Below are 20016 nucleotides of genomic sequence, written 5' to 3'. Positions count from 1 at the left end.
ATACCTCGTCACCTTCCGCGAAAGCGGGAGGTCTACCATCCAGAACCTCGTTACCTTCTGCGAAAGCGGATGGTCTAACATCTAAATACCTCGTCACCTTCCGCGAAAGCGGGAGGTCTATCCTCAATAAATAAGTTGGTATAAAACCACACCAAATTAACCAATTTTCCAAAACAATATCCAATCCGTGAGGCGAATAAAGCTGCCCCTAGTTTAATTTTAACCTAGGAGAGTAAGCGATTACTTCTAATTTAAAAAATAGGATAAAGTTTCGTTGGAATCAAAAAGCTTATGCTATGTGTTTGCCGCCAGATGTGTGCTCTGTTTTATGAAATTATCCACAACTTCGGGCAAATAATCTTTCCAGCTCTGGCACCGAATATCTAATATTTGTTCGATTTTCGTTGTATCCAAAACTGAATTCTTTGGCCTTGCCGCTTTAGTAAGATACTCTTCTGTTTTGATGGGACTGAGTTGTGTGAGTGGCAAAATCATTCCCTTTTTTTGCGCAAGATCAATAAAAACTCGCGAGAACTCATACCAATTAGTTACACCCGCTCCAGCATAATGGTAAATTCCCCAATCTTTAAAAGATGAGGAATCTATTTTGGTAACAATTGCGAGTAATACTCTGGCAATATCTCGAGCTGCCGTAGGCTTACCCCATTGATCTGCAACAACTCTTAATTCATTCCTAGACGAAGCCAATTTTAAAATTGTTTTTACAAAATTATTTCCATAAATCCCAAATACCCAACTCACCCGTAAAATAATATGTTCTTTCAGTTGGGAGGTAATTGCGTGCTCACCCGCTAATTTGGACTGGGCATATACGCCTTGAGGACAAGTGATATCTGTTTCATTATAGGCCCCCTCTTTAGTACCATCAAAAACATAATCCGTGGACAAGTGAACTAATGGTATTTTCTTCTGTGCGCAATATACAGCTAATTGCTGCACAAACTCTGCATTTATGGTATGAGCCAAGCTGATTTCATCCTCGGCCTTATCTACAGCCGTATATGCAGCTGCATTAATAACCAGTTCGGGTTGTATTGAGGAGAAGACTAAATCCACTTCATCGAGATGAACACAGTCTAGGTCTTTTCTTGTCAGAGCAATAACTGCATGCCCTGAAGACCTAAACTGCAAAATAACTTCTGAACCTACTTGACCATTAGCCCCTATAACTAAAATTTTCATTGATACCTCGGTAAGAATTTTGGATCAATCAAATTCAAAGGCTTGGCTTGAACATCTTTTGCTGAGAGCTGAATATCATCATTTAAAGGCCAATCAATAGCTAACTCGGGATCTTGATAATTAATTGATAACTCACTTTCTGGATGATAATAATCCGTGCACTTATAAAAAAAATCCGCAGTAGCACTTAATACATAAAACCCATGAGCAAAACCTTTAGGAATCCAAATCTGGCGCTTATTTTCTCCAGAAAGTATAGCCCCTACCCACAATCCAAAGGTGGGTGAACCTAATCTAATATCTACAGCCACATCAAAAACTTCCCCTGCTAAAACAGAGATTAACTTTCCTTGAGTCCGTTGACTTTGGTAATGTAATCCCCGCAAAACTCCTTTAGACGATCTAGATAAGTTATCCTGGACAAAAGCTTCTTGAATACCCAGCAATTCCTCATAACGCCTAACCTGGAACGACTCATAAAAAAAACCTCGTTTATCATTAAAAATACAAGGTTCTATAATTTTAACTTCTGGTATTCTTGTATCTAAAATATTCATGGAAACTACCTTGTACATTGGATATTTAAAAATTTAAGATAGCATAAATAGATGCAAAATCCCAGGAGCGTCCTTATAAGGAAATGACAAAAGACTCACTAAGCTCTAGTATAGAAATCATTAAAAATATACTTATAAAAATACTAGCTAAGTGTGTCCAATAGCCACTGCGAAAATGCCTCTCCTTCAACCGGATGGATTTTCCCCAACTCAACATTAGCTTTTAAAAAGCCTAGCTTACTTCCACAATCATATCGTACTCCATCATAGCGATAAGCTAATACATCCTCCTTTTTTAATAATGTTGCTATTGCATCTGTAAGTTGAATTTCACCAGGAAAACTGCTCGTTGGTAAAGAACGAATTTGGTCAAAAATAGAAGAAGTAAGAATATAACGCCCCACTACAGCAATATTAGAAGGCGCCATGCTAGGTTTAGGTTTTTCTACCAAATTGTTGACTCGCAATAAACGATCATTTTGAGCTTCGCCTTGAACGATACCATAGCTTTGTGTGAGTTCCCAAGGCACATCTTGCACTGCTAAAATACTACATCTATGTTCAGCATAAAGTTCTGTCATTTGTTGCATAATAGGTTTCGAACTCATAATCAAATCATCTGCAAGAAGAACTGCAAATGATTCTGTCCCTACTAGTTGCTCTGCGCACAAAACGGCGTGACCTAAACCTAATGCTTTTGGTTGACGCACATAAAAGCAATCCATATCTTCAGGTTTTACGGATTGAACTATAGAGAGAAGTTCATTTTTTTTATTATTGTATAATTCAGCCTCTAACTGATACGCGGTATCAAAATGATCTTCAATTGCTCGCTTATTATGTCCTGTCACAAAAATCATTTGGCGTATACCTGCTGCATAAGCTTCTTCAACTGCATATTGAATCAAAGGCTTATCTACAATGGGAAGCATTTCTTTAGGGGAGACTTTAGTGGCAGGCAAAAAACGAGTTCCTAGACCTGCAACGGGAAAAACAGCTTTACGAATAGTCAATTGATTAATATTCATTATTATTATCCATTAATTAAATATAATTCGCTTCGTGATTCCTTGTGGAAGAGTAACTGAAAAACTGTATTAAAAAATTAGTTATACTGACCAAAGCAGGCTAGAAAAAGAACTTTTAAAACAGATATATTCCCTTTAAAGACACTAATTTTTGTAGGTATCTCCCCTATGGGATATCGCCGAATGGAAGGAAGTTCGACACAATGATATCCAAGCTTAGGTATACGATAGGAAAGATAAGCCAATAACTCATATGTCATAAAAATATCTCGAAAAGGTGCTACTTTAGGATCAAGCAGGACTTTTCGGCTATATGCCCTAAATCCTTGCGTAGTATCTGTCCATTTAAAACCAGAAAATAAACTGAGCATAGGAGCATGAATATAACGTATGGCAAAATCGCGTATTTTAGGTGTATTTTCTGCCGTCCCTCCTTGAATAAAACGCGAAGCCTGCACAAAATCTATTCCCTGCTTCATTGCATCTACAAACCTGGGAATGGCTTCTGGATCATCTTTATCATTTCCATCTATAGTTATAATACCTTCATATCCTTGATCTAGTGCAAAGGAATAGGCGCAACGAAGTTGAGCACTTAATTTACCTGGCCCTGATTTAACCAATAAGCCTCTCACTTCATTTTTTTGTAATAACTCTTGATGCAATGAACCGTCAGTGCTTCCTCCATCGATAATAATGATGTCTGCTATTTGACATATTCCAAGAGACATCATTCGCGAAAGCAAGCTAGAGATTCGTTTGCCTTCATTAATAACGGGTATGACTACACACCAGGGTTGTGAGCGCCCCAACCAGAATTGTTTTTTAAATGATGGAATTTGCCAAGTAGCACGTATTTTGGGATCAATATCATTAATCATAATTGTGCTCCTCTCCTTAAAATTATGCTACTTTGTAAGTGATCATGACTACACCTGTAAGAACAAAAATAATCCCTATCCCTGTAGTCCAATGAAATGGCTCTCCGAATATCAGCACAGAAAATAACGCAACAGTTGCAACAGCTCCAGAAGTAAGAACCGGATGAGCTATATTAAGGGGGAGATGTGTCAATGATGCTGAGTACAATAAAAAGGCTAAACCATACAGTCCTAGGCCAAGCAAAAAGGGCCAATTTTCCAAAATTGAAAAAAAATTGCTAAAGGTTGGGAATATTCGTGGTGGCATCATTGCCATTTTAATCAGAACACTTGCCGAAGCATTTGATGCAATACCAAGAATCAAAATAACCCACTTCATTGTTAACTCCAGACTATTTATCCCTATAGTAATGAATAGCGGTTTTTATTGCGCGCTCAATTGACTTTATGTGAGGTTCATTTTGAGTTGCAAGCATCTCTATTGATACTACATGATTAGGTAATGCTTTGTTTAAGGCAATAGCTATTCGGTTATGATCAGTGTTGCTATCCCCTAACGGAAGTAAATTTGGTTCACTTGCATGGACATGACCAATAAAAGCAGCACAATCCTCTAATACACTAAGAGGGTCTTCTTCATTAATGGCTAAAGCCCCTGTATCAAATTGCATTTTAATAGCTGGATGTGATATCTGTTTTACTATTCGTGCTGTTTCAGCACTTGTTGTCATAAAGTTAGCCCCATAACAAGGTGGGTTTGGTTCAAGACAGATTGACACACCATAGGTTTGTGCGATATTTCCTAAACGTTGAAAGAATGACAATGCCACTTCAGATGTTTCATCATCATTCATTCCACTACGATCTCTATTCTTTGGTGAGCCAAAAACCAAATATTTTGCTCCTAATCCGCTGCCAATCCTGCATATATCAGTAAGATGGCTTAATAAATTAATTTGTGACTCCTTGGATCCAAAAACATTTAATCCTGTTGTGCCAAATAATAATGCTTGCATGCCGGTTATTTCAATCCCACGCGTAGTCCACCAATCAAACACCCTTGTTACATCTGCATCTGTAGCCAATGCTGGATTAGGAAAATATTTCCCAGGCGCTACATCAATTGCATTTACTTCATAACGATGAAGCAAACGCTCAACAGCGCTATCTTCGACTGCATCCCATGCGATATTTGAAATAGCGAGTCTCATAATGACACACTAGTATCAGCATGTATTTGACGAGGTTCTGATTGTGCATATGCTCTTATTGCTTGAATAGTCTCGCGAGCGCTATATTGATAGTTACCAGCAGTGTCAAATAATGAAGCATATCGAGTACGCATGTCATAACGAATGGGAATATTAGATAACGATTGAGTAAATGTTTTACCAAAACCTTCCGCAACCATGTCACTGACACAAATCGGTTCTGCAGTAAGATGGATTAATTTTAAACCCAAATCTAACGCACGTTGAATGTTATACCAAAGATTAACCATTGGATAAAATTGAAAAATACATCGGCTATCAATCATATGTAAATTATTGTTATTTAGAAAATCAAAAATAACATTTTTTCTCAATCCTGGCCCAACAAGCCCTGGAAGACGAACAATTAAATGGTTGGGAAAAAAACTCACAATAAATTTTTCTAATTGACGTCGGTGCAAACCATAAGCATGGAGCCCTGTCTCATCAATAACTGAATCTTCATCAACTTCAATAGGGTTGTGAAATACATCTACTGTGCTTATTAAAATAAATGTTTGGCACTGAATTAATTTTAGATGGGATATTAAAGTATTAATATTTTGCCAATCATTATCTGGATTTTTGTTTGCCAGCCACTTTTGAGCGGGAGCTCCAGCACAAACCACATGATTAAATGAATGCCCATGAATGGTACTCATATTATTGGAGCGATAAAGAGAGTGAAATTTTGTTTGTTTCAATAAAGTGCTACCAACAAAACCAGAAAATCCAATTAAAGCGTTAGCCATGCGTTACTCCATAACCACTTGTTCGAGAGGTTTAATTGCCTCAAATTGTTCCATATCTAATTTCTCAAAAACATCATATATATTGTCAATCTTTCCGCCTAATACAGAAAACAATCCTGACAAATTTAAATGCTTTTCAAATAAAATAGGCCTACCATCATCGCTTTCATTTTTAACTAAAATTGTTTTAATCTCAAATAATGAATCTATATATTTAGCTCCGAATAAAGCAGGAAGGTAACGGCTAACATCTCTTATCATACGGTCAACGCGAGATGCCTGTTCATAATTGTTAAGGCGTTCATAAGGGTCGACTCCTTGTTGATCAAGCCAGTTTATATGAGGTGTATATCGTACATGCGATAATGAGTGCATACCAAGAGCTGGAAATGGCATCATAGAAAAAAAAGGCCCATCCATTACTGTGATCCCCAAATTTTCCAGTTCCAAAGGCATTTGCATTAATGCCATCTCAGTTATTTCTTGTTTAAGACGAGTTTGAGTACCCGTATAATCCCCATTAAATTGATTGAGTCCACTATAAGTACAATTAAATACATAGTGAGAAGTTAATAATTCTTCAGTGCGGTTTTCTTTTTTCACAACAACATTTAATAGTTTGTCAGGACCTTTAAATATTGCTGTTGCTCTTGATTTAAAATGTAGAGTCACACAAGCCTCTTCAAGCTCTTGAATAGCCCATTTTTCTAATTTACTTGTATCAAAAGCATATTCTTCAACCAGAAATACACGTTCAATCAGTTGAGGATTAAATAAGGAACTATAAGTTGATTTTGCTAATTGAATTTTTGCACCAATTTCATAACAAAAACGCTCAAACTGTTTTGCAGTAACTTTTGAATTTTGCCGAGCAATAGCATAAAGTTTAGTAAAGTCTTGTTTCACCGCATTTGGCCAATCCCGTACGAACTTAGGAAGATTAACTCTGCTTCTATAAGCTGTCGTAAAGCTACGGGGATAATGATAGCCATTATGGACTCGAGCCTGATTATTATAAGAAGCGCGCTTTAAAAGTCTATCTTCACGCTCCACAAGAACTATATGCTTAAAACCGCGTTGTTTCGCTAAATAAATTGCAATTGCAGATCCATAAAATCCGCCTCCGATAATAATTGCATCTAGGGCAGACATCTTTAGACTACCTCTGGAATTTTATTTGCTCGATGAATCGGTTTTGACATTACTTCTTCAATGTTCAATTTTTCATGACGAAGCAAGCGAGAGCTAGTGAACTCTTGAGCAATATTATAAAGAGGACCATCATTGGAAAGACGCGTCATATGTAGTATATACTCTCCCAGGACGAGTAAAACCAAAGAAATTAAAAAAAACATTCCTGACTGCTGGAGAGATAGACTAACCCAACCAGGTGTAACATTTGACTTAATAAATGCTATGAGGACAACATATACCGAATAGAAAATATTAGCTATAGCACCAAACAAAGAAAGCGAAGTAACTAAACGCATTGGCCCTTGAGTGGTGGAAACTAATAGTCGTACACCTCTATTAATACTCTCCCCTAATCGCTTAGTATGTGAGATCTTTGGCATTGCACTGTAATTAAGATTAACTCGTGTAAAACCTCCCGTAGCTGGCAGATGTCTATAAGTAATTGCCGGCTGAGGATGCTGAAGAATAAAATTAATGACTCGCTTACTTAAAATACGATATTGCGGTGCTTCCTTAGCCAAATTAACACCGTTGAACCATCTATAAAGATTGTTAAACATTAAGAAAGCACAGCGGTAAGCAAAGGTTTCCTTGGGCTTTTGATTATTATTTGCAAAAACCACATCAGCACCACAAACAGCTTTATTAAGCATTTCAGGCAAAAAGTTAATATCATCTATAAATGGATCAATGACCGCAACAAAATCTCCTAAAGCATTTTCCAAACCAACCCAGGAGGCTGTATTTGTATCAACACGTTTGGTTAACGCGTATACCTGAAGATTAGGAAATCCATTCTGATCTGTAAGGGTTTTAAGAGTAGTAATACTCTCATCCTCAGAAGCATTATCAATAATAATCAGCTCATAATCACTAACCAAGTCAGAAATAGCATTTTTAACATCCATTACAATTTTTTTGATTTGATCCGACTGATTATGCACAACAAGAACGACAGAAAAGAAAATCGGGAAAAAATCCATTTACCCCCCCAGAATACTTAATGTTAGTGGGTATAGCCTTTTAAAAATCTAGGTCATTCTAATCTGTAAATATAAAATAAGTCAATTTATCAATTACCTTATCGCTGATTTATAGCTTTAGTAAGTAAAAATCATCTGTATATTTGGTAATTAGATGAATTAGCAATGATAATTGGTTACTAAACAACTTCGATTTTATGTGGAAAACCAACTTTTTTCCCATCTAGAGGAGCTCCACTTAAAAATATATTTAAATAAGTAGCGGTGCCTCCTACTTGAATAATCTCTCTTGAAACTCCATCAGAAAATTTTACTAATTTACCAATTTTGTATAACTCCATATTTAATGGTGAGTTTCTAACAAAAAATCCGGCTACATTTCTATTTATGCCATTTAACCAATTTTGATCAGTTAGATAATACGGAGTTATAGATGGTCTTTTTAAGTTAATGGAGTAAACGGAATAGGTATATGCAATCATAATAAATGAAATACAAAAAAATGTTAGCAGTTTCCTATCTAAAGTTTGAAGTTTAAAATTACGTTCAGAAAAAGACAAATTCGGAGATAACTCTTTATTAAAAATGAAATTTGCTCCTAATAATTTAAAAGTTTTTATTTTTTCTGCAAGTGTATAACGTAGTTTTAAAGAGGGAGCCTCTATATACCACCAAGAAATGTATGCCAAAGGAACAACTATAATTGTTGAGAATACTATGTTCATATAAGCACTCTGTCCAGGAGCCCACACCATCTGTTGTATAGGCCATGCATAAATATAAATTCCATAAGAAATATCTCCAAATTTATCCGCATTTAAATGGGGTGTTTTGTACACTAACATAAATAAAAGATATGTGATTATTGGGGGAGCAATAAAAGGATATATGTTGAGCTTAACCCCAAGAAAAAGACAGAAAAATCCAATGGTGGCAATAAACCAATTAAGCGGAATGAGGTGTCGGTTCACCCAAAATAGGGAGCCTAGAATGAAATAGGTAAGAGGCTCTTCTGCTCTTGTCAATTCACTAAAAATCAGAAGATATGAGAAGTGAAATTTTATAATAAAGAGTACTATTAATAATATAATATTTGCTTTTATGCGCCTATTAAATGAACCTAGTAGTCCCAAAAAAGCCACTAATACATAACATCTTAATTCAACAGGTAAAGTCCATGCAGATCCATTAGTAGTGGAAAGAGGATTACTGTTAAAAACATAGGGTAAATTATAATTCCACTCCCATAAATACGAATTTAACAAATACGGCCATGGGTGTGCTTGAAAATAATCTAAAATCGGTATATCTGTACTCAGAGGACCAATAACTAGTATCATAATAAATGAGTACATAATAACACAGGGATACAGCCTAAAAATTCTTGATGTTAAATAAGTAAATATACCTCGCTTTATAAACGAAGCAGTTACAAGATAGCCACTGATTGCAAAAAAAAGGCTAACTGAAATACTCCCAATCCATGCATAGGGCATAATCAAAAGAGAAATGAAATCAGAACCTTTTCCACATATCGGGAAAGAGTGTCCCATAAGAACAATCCAAGCAAGAATTAATCTTAAAACAGTGAAATTATTTGTCCTACTATTTTCAAAATCAGACAACATTACTCTAGCCATTATTATATTCCTTTGAAAACAGCAACATCTTTAAACTTAATATTTTTTTTCTTTTAATAATATTTGATAGGAAAAAATTCTTTGATGATTGGTAATTAGTAAAATCAAGCCCCTCCATGCAACAAAAATAATTGTAGGTAAAAATCCAAAATTCCACAGTACATAATTTAGATGAGTATGGATAACCGAATGGCCCTTCATAAGTATTAACCAACTAAGTGGCGGCAGCGACATAAAGATTACTAGGGCCAGATCTCTATGTCTTAAGCTATCAGAAATAAGATATTGCACTGCAATTGAAATACATGTAAAAATAATTAATGTAAGAAAAACAAATGAATTATTTAATCTTAAGATAACAGGACTCTCCCAATGAGCGATATATTTTTTTAATACATCCCAAAGAGTCATATCCATACCAAGAGAAATATTGCCAACAACTTTGCTTAATTGTGTATATTTTATTGCCTCGCTTTGAAATATGTTCTTGATCCCATTAATAATTGAATCACTTCGGATACTCCCATGGAAAAGTAAAGCAGCACTAAATCCTAAAACGCTTAAAACAAAAAGAACACCAATAATTTTAATTGTACTTGTAATACTATATTTGGGAATAGGACAGAAAGGATCTACAAAAAAAATGCTCAGAGAAAATAGAACAATAGATGAAAGATATTCATAGCCAGCCAAACTTTTCAAAAAAATAGCTAAAAAAAAGAGAATATATAAAAAAGCAATTTTCTTCGAGTCTTTAGAATACCTATATATCCACGTTGTTATTAGTGCAGGAAAAAACCAAAGAAATGGTACCCAATATAGATTTCGTGCAATTGATACAATCCAAGGTGATTCTAAGACAGAAACTACAAATATTACACCAAATGCTCTACCAAAGACTAATCCATATTCTCGACAAAGTAAAATGAGCACCATTGCAGTTAAGGCAGCACATAAAAATTGGAGTGAATAAACTGTCGAAAAAAAATAAGAATGTTTATAAAGCCATGAAAAAAATATCCCTCGCAATCCATATTGAGATTTGTATTCATCAAAAACATAGTTGCTTTTATCCAATATTTTTATTTGACTGGGAAATGTAAGCTGGGTAAAAGGAATTTTTACACCGGAATAATAGACCTGTATAAACGCATCATTTACTTCTATTTTTGTTATGATTCTTGTTTCACCATTAGAAAAACGTATTTTCTGTCCATTCTTTAATTCATTTTCTGCATAACCTAATTTCGCGACCTGTGCTCGTGCTAACAAAAAAACAGAAGTAGAAACACCAAAACCATGAACCCAATTAGGATCATTAATATCTACAGGAACTAAAATATTGGGATGATCAATTCGCATGTAACTTGCTAATACATTTGCATTTTTTGTTATTTTATCCTTTTCTATAAATCCCAGATTCGCTTGATTAGTAGATATCTTTTCTAAATCAGCAAAAATCTTTCCTAAAACAAGGGCTTCTGAACCATCTCGATAAGAGCGAAATTGAAATTCAGAAGCACTTTTAGTGATATTATTTGAAAAAATAAGAGTGCTTATAACTATTATCAAGCCTAAACTGATAACCCCCACTAGTCTCTTTTGATGAAATATATTCATCACCTAGTTTCTCCCATAACGCAAATAGATAGTATCTTGATTAACAAACGTTATAACAAATTAAAATTCCTTTGATATAAACCAACGTTATTGACAGTAATTGCTTTACAAGCCACTGCATTATCAAGATCGATTCTAATTCCTTTGATTTGATTCAATGTTAACCATCGTGACGAAGAATCCAGTGGTATTATTAATACTCCATCATCCGCAGTGAATTTTATACTTGCGGTTTCTGATGGGCCTCCCTCCTTATCTCCCCACCAGAATATTTGCAACCTAGGCTCTCCTTGTCTATCCACACATGAGAAATTAAGTCGCAAAAGGCCTGCATTATGTCCAGATACACTATAGCCACTTATATCAAATATTAACTGTGGATCGGCTCCAGTAATTTCATAACCATTTTTTGTTACACTCATTTCATATAAAGAAGGAGTAATGTTGTCGAATTTTTTAACTAGATTCATTTTTTTCTTTAAGGTATTTTCAGAGTTGCCCCACGCAACTGGTATTTTATGAAGATCAGGATGAGCAAATGCTTTTTCAAATAATAAATTTCTATAGTCTTGATCAAACTGAGTATCATTTTCAATTTCAATTCGATGTGGGTAACCTATTTGGGTAGGATCAAAAACTGGGCCATCAAACCAGATTGTATTGTTTTCAGGAGATATATTGGTAATTGATCGAACGTCATTACTACTCACTCGTACTTTAGTACCAATTTTAAGAAGCGTAATTAAAAAAGGATTATCAATAATTACAGCAGCATTATTACGATTTACTCCTCGCTCCCAATTAACATCTGTAAAATTTTTAAGCTCAACATCAATTAATGGTGTATGCTGATTTTTATTATCAGTCTTAAGGTCACCGATAATAAAGCCGTTTTCATATCTGGGTAGATAATTATCAACTACAAAACGATATAAGTATGGATTACGAAGCGCCAGCCCGCCTCCATCATGTATTATATTAGCTCCCTCAATAAGAACCACTTTTGGTGGATTTAAAGAAAGATGTGCTGTTATTCTCTTTTGTTGGTAAGGTGAAACCATATTGTATGGTGCTGTTATAGCCACCACAGGTTTTCGATTTAAATAATAATACTGAGCATTTCTAGACGTTAGATCAAGATAAGTTTCATTTGGTGCTAATTTTTTATTTAGCAAATCATTAAGCTTAATCAGTCGCTCCCAATGTTCATTTTCAACGAAAGCATAACCAACATTAGGGAGACCAGAACTAGGCCCATCCCGGAGCAGGCCTGTAGGAACCTTTGAGGTCGCTGCTGAAATAAACGCATTTAAAGAAATAGACGAGCCATATTCAAGAGCCCCCATTGACGCTACCACTAAAATTAAAAGCACTCTATTATATGGTTTGATTAAACTCCAGGTTAAAACAGGGATAAAAATTGACCATCCAAAAATAGATACTAGACCTGGCCTGGAAATAGCTTGTGGATCAATTCTCCCCATTGCGTATGGAATTAATAAAACAAAAAATAATAGAGTCACCATAGATGGTAATAAAACACTTTCACGCAATTCTTTATTTTTTGTACTTGAGTACATTAAAAGTAGAGCCCCCATAAGAATGAGGATCCAAGAATTACGGATCAATTCCAATAAAAAACTACCACTTTCCATGTTCCAGCTGCTAACCCAAGGAATTCCATAAGCCTCTTGATTGATGGCTCCATTTTCTATTACATATTGAATTGCAGCTTTAAGCAATGGAATCAATGACGTTGTCAACCCTAAAATGGCCAAAAAAAGCAATGATAATATAATATTTTTCCATCTTACTTTTTTAGAGTGGACTAGTAATATCCATGTGAAATATAAAACCATGATGCCGGATGCGGCTGCCAATATAAACCCTTGTGGGGGTACTCCCAATATCAAAAATGGGGCTGTAAGTATCCAGACACTCAACCAATTCTCCGGTTTTTTTCTTAAAAACTCACTAAACCAGAGACAAATAAATGGAGTCAAAAAGAGCCAACTGAATCGAATTCCAGCAAAGTAACAAGAAACTAATGCTAAAGGAATACTTCTTGAATAAAGATATAAGGACATATATGCAAAAAATGATAAAATCGCAAATCCAAGGCGGGAGGCTTCAGATATACTAGCCGCACTTCCATCATAAAAAAAATAAGATATAAAAGCACCTAAATCATCATCAATCAATCCATGACTAGGTATATAGTCCACGTACGGAAGTGAGCCCTTCATATAAGACCACCAACCTAACAGTTTTTCTCCAAAATGATAATCGTCAGGGTTAATTAACGGCGCAGAAGTGATTCCAATTTTAAATCCAAGAAATAAGGCAAAAAAAGCTACTGGAGAAAAAATATTGAGCCAATCTTCAGAAGTATACTTATACTTGCAATATCGATTTACTACATCGTATATCCCCCAGATAACCATGATTAACACAAGAATTTTAAGAGATATTTGTGTTTGGTAATGTGTTAAAGCACCGTCAGGTTTCAAAAGATTAGCGGGATACAATGTAAGAAAAAGTATTGGTAACCCGATTTGACCAATAAAAACAAGTTGGGTGAGCAGTTGATTTAATTTTTTTGGATATTTAATTGAATACAACATCATAAATAGAGTACCAACTCCCCAAATGATGTGCATTATTTTTACATAATAATCCAGATTAACATTACTAACTACTGAAAAACGGCCCAACAAAAGTGCAGTCTCTATTGGAAAAAAACCAATTAAAAAAACCATTAACATACATAAACTAATGACAAGTGGATTGGTTTCTACGTTTTTCCAAGTGTGGTAAGAAACACTAACTCCTAGCACTATGATACCCACAGCGGATAGGTAAATTAACTGCTTATCCATCGATTTACCTAAAAAAAGACTAGAAAGGGAAATGATAGAAGGCAATGACCACCAAAGAAACTGGCTTGCTAACTTATTAGTATATTCATTACCAAATATATGTTTTTGCTTCGCGAGTGCCAATTGAAGCAATAAAAATCCCAAAAATAGAACAGTTATAAACAATGGTACAGCAATTAAATCTTGCAGTTTTGTTTGAGCACCCCATGTAATGTTGCCCACTATAAAATCCGTATAATGTGGAGAAAAACTTAAATTGAAATTAATAAAAAGAGCTACTATAGCGAGAACAAAGGATGCAATTACGGCTGAAAAGCGTTCCCTAATTGAAAGTATTCCTAACATTAAAACTGTCCTTATTATAAATTACAACTTATTTTTATATAAAATTGATATTATTACAACTTCTGCCAATTCTTGATTATTTGGATTTGGGAATATAAATCACCTAAAGCTAACTGAATGAATAAACACATTTTTCCTTTCAAATGTAATGATTTTTATATGTCATCGAACACTGAAATCCATTTCCTTATATTGGTTTTCATGAATCCAATCTACCATATGCCTAAGCCCATCTTTAAATGTTACACTTGGACTCCATTCAAGTTCTCGTACCGCAAGCCCAATCCCAAGAATACTTGTTGATACATCAAATCTCCTACCTGGTGTGTAAGTTCGCTCAACTTTGTTTCCAGTAGTGATTTCAATTTCATTGAGTACTTCGTTTAAGCTGATTCCTTTTCCTGATCCTATATTAAATATGTGCTCTGATCCTTTGTAAGTCATAGACTTAAGCATTGCTTTTATTACATCTGATATATGGATATAATCTCTTATAATTGATCCATTGCCCCAAATTTCTATTGGTTCTTGATATAAAGCTTTTCTCAAAAATACAGCAATAGCACCTTGTGCTGAATAAATGCGTTGCCTTTCCCCAAATGGATTAGATAATCTCAATATTGTATAGTCAAGGCCATAAAGTTGATTATATAACGCCAGGTATTTTTCAATTGCTAACTTTGCAATACCATAGGAGCAAATGGGGTTTGTAGGATGATTCTCATCAATCGGCAGATACAATGGAGCACCATAAATCGTTCCTCCTGATGAAAGAAAAATAATTTTTTTTATCCCTGCCTTAACTGCATGATTTAATAATCTAACCGACCCTATTAAATTTGTTTCTAAGTCAAAAATAGGATCTAAATTAGATGTTTTTGGTAAGACAGTAGAAATCAGATGAAAGCAGATATCACAACCCTGCATCGCTTTGGCAATATCTAACTCGTTAGCAAAATCACCTCTAATATACTGAAAGTTTTTTGCATTGATATTGATTGAATAGGCAGGGGTTGATGAGCGTGCTAATACTCTGACTGAGCAGCCTTGCTCCACAAGTGCATCTACTAAATGAGAGCCAATAAAGCCATTACCACCTAATACTAAGATATTGAGATCAGATATCTTCATAAATTCAGATCAACTTATAAATTAACGTGTTAGACCGGGTATATTAGTTAATGCCTGTGTAAATCCTTGATTTGATACAATAATTGGAATAAGTCTTTCCATTGCATGTAAGATCGAACCATCATAAGGTAATGGCTCTTCAGGATACACATCCCATGAGTATTGTAATTCAAATATAGGTTTAATTGCTTCAGGTCTTGCCCAAAACATAGTCCCTACAGGGAAATTAAAATGATGATCGGGTATATCAGAAAGCTTCATTTGCTTTGCTAATTCCTCAGCAAAACTTCTATTTTTTCCCCAATCTAATAAATACGGATCATCAGCAAAAACTAAACCAATTTTTACATCCTTTTTAAATTCATTCATAATTCGATCAGCCATTAAATGTTGGCCGCCTAACAAATTTTCTATAAGAAAAAGAAACCAATCACGAGCAAATTGAGCATTTTTAATGTCTAAGCTTCTTTTAGTATGGAAATGGCCGATTACATCGTATTTTTGTAATTCATCAGCAAACTCACTTATCAATGGGCCAATATCTCTACCTCTATTGGGAACAATTCTAACTTTAGTACTAATTTGTTGGTAATCTGCTAAAATTTGAGACACCTGTTCGAATAAGAATTCATTAGTACTGACATAAACATCAAAAGCTGTTTCATTAAGTTGAATCCGATCCATGAGGTCCTTTAAAAGATCCGCATAAAAAACATGGATATGAATAGCGCATCGTACTTTTTTCTCATGAATAATAAAACTATCATTTGGAGTAATTACTTGTTCCTGCCAAGGTCCTTCTGGCCTTCCCGAACGAAGATAGTCGGCAAAGGGCTCTACTATCCCCCCTCTGTCTGGATTATAAATATGATAAATTGTTTGATTAAATCCTGGTGCTGGTTTTCTAAGTAAACCTACTTTACTATGCCAAGATCGAACATATTTTCGTATAGCCTCCTGTCTACTCACACCCGTTTTTAAAAAGAAATCCTCTTTAAAATAAGCGGAACTTTCTAGAGTAATACAATCAAGTTCTTCTTGCCTTACCAGCGAGCTTTGATTCTTCGAAAGAAGCAGCAAATTAGAAACATAACCAGCCATATTGAAATTATTTTGAGCGATTGTTTTGATTTTTGATGAAATTAAAGAATAATATTCGGGCGATTGATGGAGTTGAACAATTTTTTGTGTTGCTTTAATAATGCTTAAATGAGGTATGATGCATTCAGCAGTATTGAAATCCTGCTGTAAGATCTCAGCTATTCCAGTTCCTTGATCAAAACAAATCAGAGGTTTTCCAAGTATCATGACATCAATAGCCACATTAGGCAGGGGATCTAAACGAGAGGACAAATAAAACAAATCGGCCTGTTGATACAACGCCTCTAAGTTAGAAACTTCATCAATCAATTCAAAGTGACCCGTTAAATCGGAGCGTTCAATTTGTGCTGCTAAATAACAGGAATAAGAAATATCATGCTCAGGATCATATCCTGAACCAACCCATAACATTTTAATATTATATTGCGGGTAAGATCGCTTAAGTTCTGCTGCCGTTGCAATAAATAGATCAACTCCTTTTCGATAATGTACCGAACCAACACCTAAAACTAAAAAAGGCTTAGACTGGGATTGATAATTATCATATAGGCTGTCTTTTTTAATATCAGCTTCATGATGAGGTTCTGTAGGTATATTTGATTTACCTTGAGAAAATATATGAGTCAAATGAATCCCATTTTGCGTGTAATTACTGATGGCATTATCTTGAACAATTTTAGCCGGAAAAACTATTTTTCCCGCCCACAAGAAAGCATCCATAAACTTACAATGAGGACGTGTATACGTTGCAAACTCATGAATTAAAAGGATACTAGGAATAAAACGTTTCGCTAAGGGCTCCAATACATAAAATGACTCAATAGAATTAACAATTGAGAATTGAATATTATAATGCTGGACTGTTTGATATACCAAATTGTCTGTAAAAACCTTATTCGAATGAATTGATCTATCGATGCTTATTATAGTATTACAGGTTTGTTCAAAAAATGAAGTTATGCTCCCAGAGTTTAAAAGCAGAATAACTATATTGAATTGTTTTTTTAATTCTTGAGCAATATTAAGAGTAAGTATTGGTGCACCAGTCCTAGACGCATCATGGCTTACTAAGAGCACGGTTTCTTTTGTATCGTTAAATGGAATGACATCCTTATATAAGTTAAAAGGGCTTCCTCTTCGCCCCTCTGTCTTTCCATGATTGATGAAATGCCAATAAGGATCTATACCGGCATTTGCAACATCAGGATAAAGTGTTAAATAATAATCTTTATCAAATTCGGCGGGGGGAATTAGACTGCCCACAAATGAACCCTGAGCATCAAGTAAAGACTCAGCAAAACTCTCGGTAGCTAAATACCTCTCTTTTGATTCGATAACAGTGACAGGAGCTGTAATTTTAGAACGTCTAGGAGGAAATGCCAAAGAATAATAGCTGCATGATAAACTTAAATTAGGATTATAAAATGGATCGTTTTGCAGTAAATCACTCCAATACTTCACCATATAAATAACTTCTTTTTTTTCTTGGGCCTTTTCTTCTTCGGTCTGGGCCTTCCCCCTTGTTAAAGATTCATAATGATATAATTCGGCATATGGGGTCCAAAGAATCCTATAACCTTTTTTATAAGCACGCAAACAAAGATCGACATCATTGAAAGCGACTGCCAAAGTATTTTCTTCAAACCCCTCTAATTCTGCAAATACAGCACGCCGCATAGCCATACATGCAGCCGTAACCGCCAAAAAATTCTGTGACAATGAGTCCTTTCCCATATAGCCATGTTTTTTTCTAGGCCACCTGGAAAATATATGACCAGCTACTAAACCATAACCTCCGATAACACCTGCATGTTGAATAGTATCATCAGGATAATAAAGTTTGGCGCCAACCACTCCAACCTCAGGCCTTATAACCTGACTAACCATCTCTGTTAACCAACTAGAAGAAATAACTTCGGTATCATTATTGAGAAAAAGTACTATTTCTCCTTGGGCCTGTGCTACTGCGAAATTATTGATTTTTGAATAATTAAAGGGTTTACGATAAGAAATAATTTTGATTTTTTGATTATGCTTTAATTGTTCAAAATAAGCATGTGTTTCTTGTTGTTGACTTTGATTATCAACAATAAGCACCTCAAAATTGGAATATTCAGTTTTTTTAAGAATACTCTCTATACAGCATTTAAGCACATTTACTTTATCTTTTGTGGGAACAATTATGCTCACCAAAGGCTGAACCGTAGGCAAAGGATAAATAACACGATGAAAATTTGGTAAAAAAGGATTTTGGACTACTTGGGCACCAATTACCTTTTGACGCTCTAAATGTGTTTGAATTGCATATCTTGCTGCATCTTCACATGTATATGCTTTTGAATTTGACACTGAATCCGAAACAATCCGCCAATGATATAAAACATGTGGAACATGACGAATCTGATCTGGCGTAATAATTTCAATAACCCGAAGTGCCAAATCATAATCTTGGCTTCCTTCATAGCCTTTACGAAATCCACCTATTTCGTTAATTACCGAACGTCTATAAACACCTAAATGACTAATAAAATTATGGCTATAAAATAAATCTGGATTCCAATTTGACTTAAAATAAGGTTCACAGCGTGTTCCCTGAGCATCAATTTTATCTTCATCACTGTAAATTAATGCTGCATTAGGATAATCATTTAATTCTTCTGCGATCTTATATAATGCATGTTCCGATAATTCATCATCATGATCTAATAAAGCAATAAATTCGCCTGTCGCTAATTGTAATGCACTATTACTAGACTCAGAAATATGGCCATTCGTTTCACGATAAATGACCTTAATGCGCGAATCATTTTTAACATAATCACTTAAAATTTCTTTTACATGAGTAGCAGAAGAAGCATCATCAGCAATACAAAGCTCCCAATAAGGGTAGAGTTGTTTTAAAACAGAATTGATAGCTAGTTTTAGCCATTTTTCAGGTGTGTTATACACGGGCAGAACTATAGAAATAGTAGGCGTATATTTTAGAGTGGCTATCTTCTCCTTAATATAGTTTCTATCTCGATTCGTTATAGTGTCATATAACCTAACCCAGTCTTGATAATTTTTTTTAGTATTCCACAACTTTTTACGCGTTTTTTCGAGGTGCACTAAAGGATTGATTCCTTTTTTTTCTAACTCAGGATACTCGAGTAAATAATCGGCAGTTGAAAAATTAGGACCAGGATCGCGTCTTTCTAATGCGCCATGTTTTACGAAATGAAACAGCGGATCTAGGCCGGAAGCTTTTACATCAGGATAACGCTCCAGATACCAATTAGCATCGAAATAAATACTATTACTACAAATCTTAATCGTTTTTTTATTTAATACTCTACTTCTACGCCAAATCTCCATGAATCGAAACATTTTTTCCCTAGTTTAAGTAAACCTAATACTTTTAGAAATTTAAAGCTTTCATTTAGCCAATGCTGGAATACTTTAGTGTATTAAAT

The 20016-nt window shown here is 34.9% G+C and carries 14 protein-coding genes; all 14 read right to left on the bottom strand.

All coding sequences use genetic code 11. From position 1 onward, the window contains the following. Positions 1-294: 294 nt before the first annotated feature. The gene (rfbD, locus tag Lsan_RS05785) at positions 295-1203 is read right to left on the bottom strand and encodes a dTDP-4-dehydrorhamnose reductase (RefSeq protein WP_058513551.1); all 909 of its coding nucleotides are present in this window, start codon (positions 1201-1203) and stop codon (positions 295-297) included. Beyond that, positions 1200-1760, bottom strand: coding sequence for a dTDP-4-dehydrorhamnose 3,5-epimerase (gene rfbC, locus Lsan_RS05780; protein ID WP_058513550.1), 561 nt, complete (start codon positions 1758-1760; stop codon positions 1200-1202). The genes rfbD and rfbC overlap by 4 nt, the downstream gene beginning before the upstream one ends. A 143-nt stretch (positions 1761-1903) precedes the next feature. Next, positions 1904-2788, bottom strand: a complete 885-nt coding sequence (galU, locus tag Lsan_RS05775) for a UTP--glucose-1-phosphate uridylyltransferase GalU (RefSeq protein WP_058513549.1) — start codon at positions 2786-2788, stop codon at positions 1904-1906. A gap of 77 nt (positions 2789-2865) precedes the next feature. Beyond that, complete coding sequence (locus tag Lsan_RS05770) at positions 2866-3669, bottom strand: glycosyltransferase family 2 protein (RefSeq protein ID WP_058513548.1); 804 nt, start codon at positions 3667-3669, stop codon at positions 2866-2868. 22 nt (positions 3670-3691) lie between these two features. Continuing rightward, complete coding sequence (locus Lsan_RS05765; RefSeq protein ID WP_058513547.1) at positions 3692-4048, bottom strand: EamA family transporter; 357 nt, start codon at positions 4046-4048, stop codon at positions 3692-3694. Positions 4049-4061: 13 nt separating this feature from the next. Further along, a complete protein-coding gene (locus Lsan_RS05760; protein ID WP_058513546.1) occupies positions 4062-4880 on the bottom strand; it encodes a sugar phosphate isomerase/epimerase family protein in 819 nt (272 codons plus the stop codon). Next, complete coding sequence (locus Lsan_RS05755; protein ID WP_058513545.1) at positions 4877-5671, bottom strand: NAD-dependent epimerase/dehydratase family protein; 795 nt, start codon at positions 5669-5671, stop codon at positions 4877-4879. The genes Lsan_RS05760 and Lsan_RS05755 overlap by 4 nt, the downstream gene beginning before the upstream one ends. A gap of 3 nt (positions 5672-5674) precedes the next feature. After that, positions 5675-6823: an FAD-dependent oxidoreductase gene (locus Lsan_RS05750; RefSeq protein ID WP_058513544.1), complete on the bottom strand. Its 1149-nt coding sequence runs from the start codon at positions 6821-6823 to the stop codon at positions 5675-5677. Positions 6824-6825: 2 nt separating this feature from the next. Then, positions 6826-7848 carry a glycosyltransferase gene (locus Lsan_RS05745; RefSeq protein WP_058513543.1) on the bottom strand — a complete coding sequence of 341 codons (1023 nt, stop codon included), beginning with the start codon at positions 7846-7848 and terminating at the stop codon, positions 6826-6828. A gap of 179 nt (positions 7849-8027) precedes the next feature. Beyond that, positions 8028-9488, bottom strand: coding sequence for an acyltransferase family protein (locus Lsan_RS05740; RefSeq protein ID WP_058513542.1), 1461 nt, complete (start codon positions 9486-9488; stop codon positions 8028-8030). Positions 9489-9524: 36 nt separating this feature from the next. Beyond that, positions 9525-11108 carry a hypothetical protein gene (locus Lsan_RS05735; protein ID WP_058513541.1) on the bottom strand — a complete coding sequence of 528 codons (1584 nt, stop codon included), beginning with the start codon at positions 11106-11108 and terminating at the stop codon, positions 9525-9527. Positions 11109-11158: 50 nt separating this feature from the next. Next, entirely contained in the window at positions 11159-14332 is a 3174-nt protein-coding gene (locus tag Lsan_RS05730; RefSeq protein WP_058513540.1) for a hypothetical protein, read from the bottom strand. A gap of 162 nt (positions 14333-14494) precedes the next feature. Further along, on the bottom strand, positions 14495-15463 hold the full coding sequence (locus Lsan_RS05725) for an NAD-dependent epimerase/dehydratase family protein (RefSeq protein WP_058513539.1): 969 nt from the start codon (positions 15461-15463) through the stop codon (positions 14495-14497). Positions 15464-15484: 21 nt separating this feature from the next. Further along, a complete protein-coding gene (locus Lsan_RS21440; protein ID WP_083505091.1) occupies positions 15485-19930 on the bottom strand; it encodes a glycosyltransferase in 4446 nt (1481 codons plus the stop codon). Between the last annotated feature and the right edge of the window lie 86 nt (positions 19931-20016).

The sequence above is a fragment of the Legionella santicrucis genome (assembly GCF_001468135.1).
Lineage (GTDB): Bacteria > Pseudomonadota > Gammaproteobacteria > Legionellales > Legionellaceae > Legionella > Legionella santicrucis.
Note: the sequence above shows the minus strand (reverse complement) of the source record. Positions and strands in the feature narration are given on the sequence as shown.